Raw genomic sequence first — 9,198 nt, 5'->3', positions numbered from 1 at the left:
GGCCCATTTATGCAAAAAGAAATAGAGAAAACAAAATTCTTTGTACCAAATAATATTGACCTTTCTGATTTAAATGCTAATAGCGCTTGTTATTTTATTTCTCCGACTCATTGTCCTAAATTCAAAAAAAAAGCATGGAATAGTTTCTTGAACAATGAGATTATGGCTATTGGTTGGAAAGATGAAGATTATTCTAATTCTACAATTGAAGAAATAAAAAATTCTTATCCGGAAAAATCACCAGCGATTCAAGCATTTAAAAATATAAAAGATATCAAATATGGCGATATAATTTGCACTACAAACAATAATCATGGATTATGGGGTATTGGTGTTGCGTTATCTTCCTACCGATATAAAAAAAATATTCATTTTGCAGGAGAAGATGAACAAAATAACCGTTGTTTCTATTCACACTATGTAGATGTTGCTTGGCTTAGCTATGATGCTACTAAAAATGAGTATATTAAATCTTCGGACTTAAAGATTAGTGAACCAGAAACTATATGGCCGCCTTTTGGGACACTATTTAACTCACAAACTATTCCCGGATATATATTAAATTATCTATTTAAAGAAAATATAGAAAACGTTAATGATATGAATGATTTAAAAAAATATATTGAGTTACTCGAAAATAAACAACAAATTATCCTTCAAGGTGCTCCTGGAACTGGAAAGACCTATACAGCAAAAAATATTGCTGAACAACTCATTTTTGGCAAGGTCTCTTCAGATAAAAATGAGCAAGCATCTAATTTACGATCTCATGAACAATTTAAACTCATCCAATTTCATTCTGCCTATACCTATGAAGACTTTGTGCGAGGAATTGAAGTAAAAACAGAAAATGGCCAACCTCAATATATTACGAGAGATAAACTATTTATAGAAATGGCTAAAAAAGCATCGGCTGATCCTGAAAAAAAATATATTTTGATCATTGATGAAATAAACCGAGCAAATCTTCCTGCTGTATTGGGCGAATTAATTTATGCACTAGAGTATCGAGGCGAACAAGTCGAAAGTATGTATGCGGTTAATGATGATAATAGGCTAACCATTCCTCCTAATCTTTATATTATTGGCACAATGAATACTGCTGATCGCAGTGTCGGACAGATTGATTATGCTATTCGTCGTCGTTTTGCATTTATTGACATATTACCAACATCTTTACAAGCCAATTTTAAAAAGGATTTATTCATAGATATTTCTGAATTATTTATTAAAAGTTATGAAGAATATGAAAAAAATAAAATATTGAATCCATCAATATATTTGTCTGATGAATTTCGAGTTGAAGATGTTTGGTTAGGGCAAAGCTACTTTATAATAAATGGTAAAGATGAAAAGGATATAACTCAAACACGCCTTCAATATGAAATAATTCCTATTTTGAAGGAATATATAAAGGATGGCATTTTTAAAGATGTCGATGGTGTAAAAACTAAAATTAAAGAAATCGAAAATAAATACTCGAATCAACCATGATTGAACTTTTTGAACAGTATGATGGACTTTTAAAACAAGATCACTGTATTAATGCGTGTGACAATTATATTGCTATTTTAAAGGAAAAAGACTCATACGAATACCAAGTTTTGCGAAAAGGTGAAAAACAGTCCTGCTACTCAATAAATTGCGAGAAAGAGTTATTCTATTTCAAAACGTCTTATTTTGTTGGTATCAATTGGATTGTTGAAAATAAACTCCCAATATATATACAACCAAAATTAAATAATGAATCAATGCAGATTGATTATATGCGAATGTTGTTAGATGCGATTGAAGAGCCCGAAAATCTAAAGCATCTAGATGATTTGTTATATATTTATTTTGATAAACCTCATATCCCAATAACACAAAAGCAAGATTTACTTTCTCCGTTCTTAATAGCCCTGTTTCTTAAAGTTATGAAACAAATTGTAAAAAAAGGCTTAAAAAAATCTTATTATTCTAAAATCGAAAATCTTAATGCCCGCGTAAAAGGAAAAATTCTTGTCAGTAAAAATATCAAACAGAATTTAGTTAGTGGTAAAAAAATTAACACAATCTGCCAATATCAAGAATTTGGCGTTAATTGTGATGAAAATAAAATTCTAAAAAAAGCCTATCGTTTTTCCCAACGCGTCATTCAAAAATTTGAAAACGGATTTGATAAAACACCATTATTGCAGTGGATTAATTACATTCACCCTGCTTTTGAGCAGGTATCTGATGATATTGATATAACAAAAATAAAAACCTTCAGAAGTAATCCGTTATATAAAGAGTATGATCAAGCGATCAAATTAGCATTACTGATTTTGAAACGTTACGCCTACAATATTAGTAATACCGAACAACAACGAATCATGACCCCACCTTTCTGGATTGATATGAGTAAATTGTTTGAATTATATGTTTATAAAAAACTGAGAAATATATTTACATCAAAGGAAGTAAAATATCACTATAAAGCAAAATATCAGGAATTAGATTTTATCTTAAAATTTACCAACCAAGCAGATTTCAAATTTGTAATTGATACTAAATATAAACCTAAATACCACAATCAATCAGTAATTATTGATGACATTAGACAAATAAGTGGTTATGCAAGAATTGAAAAAGTCTATAAAGAATTAAAAGTAACAGATTATCGACAAAATATCGATTGTTTAATTATATATTCTCATCAGAAGAGCGATGAAGATTTTACGATTAACCACTTTATTTTAGATGATCAAAATGAAATACCTAAGTCTAATATACAAAAACTAAAAAAAGAATCAGGCTATGTTAATATCTACAAATTAGGAATTAAGCTTCCTGAGATACTTTAATAAAAGTAGCTTTATTCTTTTACCATATTAATACTAAATAGTATTCGTTCCAAATTCTTCACAATTTTTAGCAGTTAATTCCCTAATTTCTTTTAGATAACGGTTATTTTAATTTATTGGTTTGTTGTAAAAATAATTGAGAAGTCTATACCATCTTACGAACATTTAATTAGTCAGGAAACGGTTATAAAATAAACCGGAATGGGGAAAGAAGCAAAAACCCCTTTCCTCAAAATTTTTTCATAGGAAAAGTTTTCATTGGAAAAGCTTAGTTATTTGTTGTTTGATGAGCGGCTTTATAGTATTGTTTTTTAAATCTCAATAAAGCCAATTGCTCATTTAGTTGAGTTATAGTATCGATTAATATCTTTTCTTGTTGATTAATGATATTTAGGCGCTCATCCAATGTTTCATCACCTTTAAGACACAGCTTGACATAGTGTTGAACATCTTTAATTGACATATTCGCATTACGTAAACATTCAATTAGCTTTGCCCACTGTAAGTCGGCATCAGAAAAAAGTCGTTTTTCATTCTGGTCACGTTGCAAAAATGGAAATAAATTTAATGAATCATAATACCTTAATGTATGCACAGATAAGCCTAACATTTTAGCTGCTTTAGTCACAGAGTATTTAGGTGTTTGGTTGAGTTCCCCATTTTGTGCAATTGATGCAATACAATCATTTATATTTACCATATTTATACCCATGTTTTCATAAAAATCAATTAAATAGATTAGCAAGTATGACAATTTGACCAAACTTGACTTAGAGTTACTCTAACCATTATAGTTCACGCCAACATTTAAGAAAAGTATGGGAGAAATTAACATGAACCCAAATAATATAAGAAATTTTTGTATTATTGCCCATATCGATCACGGTAAATCAACGCTAGCAGATAGATTAATTGAAATGACCAATACTGTCTCTGAACGTGATATGAAAGAGCAATTATTAGATAACATGGATCTTGAAAGAGAACGTGGTATTACAATTAAGTTACAAACCGTACGCATGTACTATAAAGCTTCAAATAATATTGAATATGAGCTTAATCTCATCGATACCCCTGGACATACTGATTTTAATTATGAAGTTTCGCGCAGTTTAGCTGCTTGTGAAGGAGCTTTGTTGCTAGTTGATGCAACTCAAGGCGTACAAGCACAAACAATCGCTAATTTAAAACTGGCTCAAGAGCAGAATTTAACTATTATTCCAGTTATCAATAAAGTCGATATGCCAAATGCGGATGTTGACAGCGTGATTAAAGAAATCGAAGAGTTAGATGGCATTAACTTAGATAAAGTTATTTTAGCTTCAGCTAAAACCGGCGTAGGAGTTGATAATATTTTAGAATCAATCGTTGAAAACATTCCTGCGCCAGAAGGTAATAAAGATAAGCCACTGCAAGCGTTAATCTTTGATTCTCATTATGATGTGTATCGCGGTGTCGTGTTACACGTACGCATTTTTAACGGTGCCATTCATACTGGAATGAAAATTAAAATGCTCAAAAGTGATATTGAATTTGAAGCATTACAAACTGGCGTATTTTTACCAGCAATGAAAACTGTTGATGTACTTGATGCAGGTGAAGTTGGATATATTTCGACTAATATTAAAATCGTCGCAAATGTCAAAGTCGGCGATACCCTAATTGATCCTAATCACCCAAATACCAAAGCAGTACCTGGTTATAAAGAAGTCAAACCTATGGTTTATGCTGGATTATTTCCAATAAAAAATGAAGACCAAGAAAAACTTAAAGATGCGGTTGAAAAATTATCCCTAAATGATTCTGCATTTATTTATAAACAAGAAAACTCAATGGCCCTTGGCGCAGGATTCCGTTGTGGTTTTTTAGGCATTTTACATATGGAGATTATTCAAGAAAGACTTGAAAGAGAATATGGTATCGAAATACTCTCTACCTTTCCTAGTGTTGAATACCGTGTAACATTAAAAAATAGTGAAATCATCAATGTTAATAATCCTATGTTGTTACCAAGTTTTGAAAAAATTGACTATATTGAAGAGCCATTTATAGATGCAGCAATTATTATTCCTATGGAAAATATTGGCGAAATTATGGAACTTTGTCAGGAAAAACGAGGTATCTACGTCGATATGATTTATCTGAATAATAAAATGGCAGAGTTGACCTTTAAACTGCCAATTTCAGAAATTGCATACAATTTTTATGATTCACTTAAATCGATTACTCATGGCTATGCATCTATAGATTATCGAGATAGAAGCTATATTGCATCGGATTTGGTAAAAATGGATATTTGGTTGAATGATGAAATTGTGGATGCATTTTCATTTATTTTACCTCGAGATAAAAGTTTTGAAAGAGGTAAACAAATTGTTCAAAAGATGAAACATGTTATTCCTCGCAAACTCTATCCAATGCCGGTTCAATCAGTAGTCGAAAATAAAGTCATTGCTCGGGAAGACATTCCACCATTACGTAAAAGTGTCACCGGTCGTGGCTATTCGGGTTCGGCATCGAAAAAGAAAAAAATTGCTAAAAATATTAAAGAGAATAAGATTAGACAACGTAAATTTGGCGGTGTTGATATTCCTCAAGAAGCATTCCATGCAGTATTAGATATCCATTAGTGTGATTGGATACTGATATCCTCATTAGAATTGACTTATTAGCTTATTATAAACAGCAATTGAAAAGATAATTTCACCGGCAACCGTCGGTGAAATCTTTTAATGCGTTTTTATTTGGATTAGTTAATTTTTTAAAATAAAGAAAAATTATTAAATTAATAGCTAGATTTTAGTAGCGATAAACTAGCAATAAAATTCACCATACTAAATTCATTTTTATCTAATATACTGATCTTTAATGATTCACGGATGTGATATCAATCACTCTATCGGCACTTGCTATTGTTGATGTTCGATGAGCAATAATGATACGCGTTATTTTTAATGAAGATATTGCATTATTAATTTTAGTTTCATTATCTTCATCTAAATGACTTGTCGCTTCATCAAGAAATAACAAGCAAGGTTTACGATATAATGCCCTAGCAATCAATAAACGCTGTTTTTGCCCACCTGATAAACTATTACCTAATTCGCTGACTAAGGTTTCATATCCCATGGGCATTTTCATAATTTCATTATGGATGTTACAGTGCTTAGCACATTCAACCAGCCATTCATGATTTTTTTCATTATCGAAACTGGCGATATTATCAGAAATAGATCCGGCAAAAAGTTTATCATTTTGTAATACACTGCCAACAATATCTCTATAATTATTGACACCAAACTTATAAATATCAATACCATTTATCAGAACTTCCCCTTGAGTTGGTTCAAGTAGGCCATTCATGACTTTAATCAAGGTTGTCTTTCCTGCACCTGATGGTCCAATAATTGCGACACTCTCACCAGCCTTAATTTTCATATTTATATTAGAAAAAATAGGCTGCGAAAGGTTATCATACTGATAAGCTATATTATGCAGTTCAAATTCAACAGGAATATCTTTCGGTAATTGATTTTTTGATTCAATATCATTTTCAGTATTGGTTAATACAATATCGGTTAACCGTTCGGTATGTAAATTTAGCATTTTCAAATCTAATACCATATTTATCAAATTTGCTGCTTGTTCCGAAAATTGAGATCTATATGCGGTAAATGCGATAAACATACCAAGTGTCATTTTATCATTCATTACCAACGATGCACCAACCCATAATATTAAGGTTTGCTCAACCAGCATAATTAATGTGTTCACACCATTAAATATCATATCTAATTTGGTTAGGCGAATATTGGCGTTAGTTGTATCAATATTCATATTAAGCCAATATTGAGCTCTAGACTCAGTGAGTTTTAATGATTTTAGTGTATCAATACCATATAAACTCTCCATAAAATGGGAATTAGCTTTGGCCTCTTTCACAATCTTTTCTTCAGATGCTTGTCGATAACGCTGATAAGTTACCACTCTTAATATTATATAAATTAGAGTAAAACCGCAGACAATCCAAACCAACCAGCCACCATACAGTAGCATCATGATAAAGACACCGATTGTCATCAAAATGTTAATAATACTACTTACGATACTTTTTGTTAGCGTTGAACGTATTATCTCTAATGAAACAAAACGAGACTGAATGTCACCTAGTTTTCTTTTTTCAAAATAGGCTAAAGGTAACTTCATTAGATGCCCAAAAAGCCCGGCTTTCCATTGAATATCAACTAAAGATTCCATAATCAATGATGACCAAGATCGTAACATGGCAATAAAAGTTCTAAATAAAATAAAGAACAGTAATCCAATGCAGATTAAACCTAATAAACTATGATCTTTGGCGATAATTACATGGTCCATAACCAATTGCGTTCCAATCGGAAGTAATAAATTAATGGATTCAATAATAAGAGATAGTGACAGAATTTTAACTAAAAACCCTTTTAAACCATCAATTTGAAACAACATTTTTAGCAAACTAAGCTGACTACGTTGTGTCCGTGGTTGAAACTCTTTATCTGGCCATAACTCAAGTGCTATCCCACTGAAATGCTTTGACATTTCATTTATACCCACTTCTCGACGACCAAATGCCGGATCATGTAAAATAAATTTGTTTCTTTTAACGGCAACTAATACCACAAAATGATTGAGATCCCAGTGTAAGATACAGGGAGTTTTTAACTGGTTTATCTCATTTAAATCTAATGAAAGTGGGCGGCTTTGTAATTGAACGCAAGCAGACATATCAATTAATGTCGCAAGAGTGACACCATGTGATGAAACACCTATCTGATTTCGGAGGCTAAATAAATCAACATTCATGCCATAATAGCGACAAATCATGGTTAAACAGGCTAGACCACATTCAGCAGCTTCGGTTTGCAAAATTTGTGGTATTTTTCTTCGCCATCCAAAATGTAAACTTTGAAGTATATGCTGAAATTGATTTCTAGCCATTGATTGGTCCTGTAATACTTTTCTGAATATCATAAAAAGGTGATAGCATCCATTGATAAATAGGTCTTTTCTCTAAAAATAGAGTAATATCAGCTTTCATACCATTAGTTAATTTAATCTTATTATTGAACTTAGCCATTTGCTGTTTATCAAGCGATACCATTACTTTGTAATATGCTTGGTAATTAATGGTGTTTTGCGATAGTGGAGAACTGCTATAAGTCGACATTTCTTGATTAGAAGCCGGCACCTTAGATATTGACATAATTTTACCGGAAAACTGACCGAATTTTTGATAAGGATAGGCTTCATAACGAATATTAAGTTTATCATTAACCGAGATATAAGGAACGCTATCATTAGGAACCCAAAGTACTAAATAATAACCATTAGTGTTCGCTGGAATAATTTGCGCAAGACTATCATCATTTTTTACCATCTGTCCTTCTGTAACACTTAGTGATTCAATACGACCATCACTAGGCGCACTTATAATTAACATTCCTCTGGCGTTAACTTCAGTTAATTGACGTTGTAAATCATTTAATTGATATTGGTATTCAGATATTTTGTTATCAAAATCAGCTATCTTGGTCACTAATTCACTGTTGAGCTGAATAATACCTAATTTTTCTTGGATGATTTGATTCTGTAGTGATTGATAGGCGTTTTGTTGTTGATAGTATAAATATCTTTGATTATTAAATTGTTCATTATTAATAAGTCCCTTCTTTTGGTAAACAGCAAAGTTCTGCATGCTTTCATACATATCTGTCATACCTTTTTCGGCATTTTTAACCAAAGATAAAGATTCTTGATGGGATTTATTATACTCGTCTATTTGTTGCTGTAGCGCATTTAATGTGATCTGCTTGTTTTCAGTTAGTGTGGCAATAATTTTCGATATATTATTAATTTGATTATTAATTGCTTCAACTGTTATTTGGGTTACATTACCTGACTGTGTGGTTCGGCTTACATCTAATTCATAAATAGGATCGCCTTTTTTAACTATATCGCCAACTTTAACATGACTATTAGTAATGAAACCTTGCTGTGGTGCAAATAGATTAATAGCTCTTGGTTGAGTGGTAATTTCACCAGCGACATTAATTCGTCGAGTATAGGTGCCGAATATTACCGTGAGTAATAAAATGATAATAAAGATAATTGATAATAAGAAAACTAACCATGCTGAACATCCTTTAAGTAATAATGCCTTTCCCATCCATTTAGCTTTTTGGTAATTAACAGCTTCTTGACGAAACAATCGACTATCTTCCATACAATATGTTACCTATTCTTTCTTATCATTAAGTAGCTACGATAGATTTATTATTTATTTTTTCTAATTATTTAGTTAAGTATGTATACTCTATTTTTTATAAGACTA

The 9,198-nt window shown here is 31.4% G+C and carries 6 protein-coding genes; 3 read left to right on the top strand and 3 right to left on the bottom strand.

Features of this window, described 5'->3' with window-relative positions; genetic code table 11:
* The coding region (locus B6D18_RS04840; RefSeq protein ID WP_144063951.1) for an AAA family ATPase at positions 1-1,494 on the top strand (1,494 nt) is incomplete at its 5' end.
* Entirely contained in the window at positions 1,491-2,828 is a 1,338-nt protein-coding gene (locus B6D18_RS04835; protein ID WP_086363408.1) for a hypothetical protein, read from the top strand. The genes B6D18_RS04840 and B6D18_RS04835, both read left to right, overlap by 4 nt.
* A 268-nt stretch (positions 2,829-3,096) precedes the next feature.
* Here the strand turns inward: B6D18_RS04835 and B6D18_RS04830 are convergent, their stop codons facing one another.
* Positions 3,097-3,528, bottom strand: coding sequence for a MerR family transcriptional regulator (locus B6D18_RS04830; protein WP_158092520.1), 432 nt, complete (start codon positions 3,526-3,528; stop codon positions 3,097-3,099).
* Positions 3,529-3,661: 133 nt separating this feature from the next.
* Here B6D18_RS04830 and lepA point away from each other — a divergent pair, with 133 nt between their 5' ends.
* Entirely contained in the window at positions 3,662-5,458 is a 1,797-nt protein-coding gene (gene lepA / locus B6D18_RS04825) for a translation elongation factor 4 (protein WP_086363413.1), read from the top strand.
* A gap of 235 nt (positions 5,459-5,693) precedes the next feature.
* Here lepA and B6D18_RS04820 read toward each other — a convergent pair whose 3' ends face one another.
* Both B6D18_RS04820 and B6D18_RS04815 read right to left on the bottom strand, forming a co-directional pair.
* Positions 5,694-7,805: a peptidase domain-containing ABC transporter gene (locus B6D18_RS04820; protein ID WP_086363406.1), complete on the bottom strand. Its 2,112-nt coding sequence runs from the start codon at positions 7,803-7,805 to the stop codon at positions 5,694-5,696.
* A complete protein-coding gene (locus tag B6D18_RS04815) occupies positions 7,798-9,090 on the bottom strand; it encodes an HlyD family secretion protein (protein ID WP_173795306.1) in 1,293 nt (430 codons plus the stop codon). Before B6D18_RS04815 ends, B6D18_RS04820 begins: the two co-directional genes overlap by 8 nt.
* Positions 9,091-9,198: the final 108 nt, after the last annotated feature.

Origin of the sequence: Gilliamella sp. A7 (assembly GCF_002142015.1) — a bacterium.
In the GTDB taxonomy this organism is placed as follows: domain Bacteria; phylum Pseudomonadota; class Gammaproteobacteria; order Enterobacterales; family Orbaceae; genus Gilliamella; species Gilliamella apis_A.
Note: the sequence above shows the minus strand (reverse complement) of the source record. Positions and strands in the feature narration are given on the sequence as shown.

What these genes read in the sequence shown, in the direction of transcription:
- B6D18_RS04830 (WP_158092520.1), bottom strand. Translation starts at nt 3,528, where the DNA reads ATGGTAAATATAAATGATTGTATTGCATCAATTGCACAAAATGGGGAA.
- B6D18_RS04820 (WP_086363406.1), bottom strand. Translation starts at nt 7,805, where the DNA reads ATGGCTAGAAATCAATTTCAGCATATACTTCAAAGTTTACATTTTGGA.
- B6D18_RS04835 (WP_086363408.1), top strand. Translation starts at nt 1,491, where the DNA reads ATGATTGAACTTTTTGAACAGTATGATGGACTTTTAAAACAAGATCAC.
- B6D18_RS04815 (WP_173795306.1), bottom strand. Translation starts at nt 9,090, where the DNA reads ATGGAAGATAGTCGATTGTTTCGTCAAGAAGCTGTTAATTACCAAAAA.
- lepA (WP_086363413.1), top strand. Translation starts at nt 3,662, where the DNA reads ATGAACCCAAATAATATAAGAAATTTTTGTATTATTGCCCATATCGAT.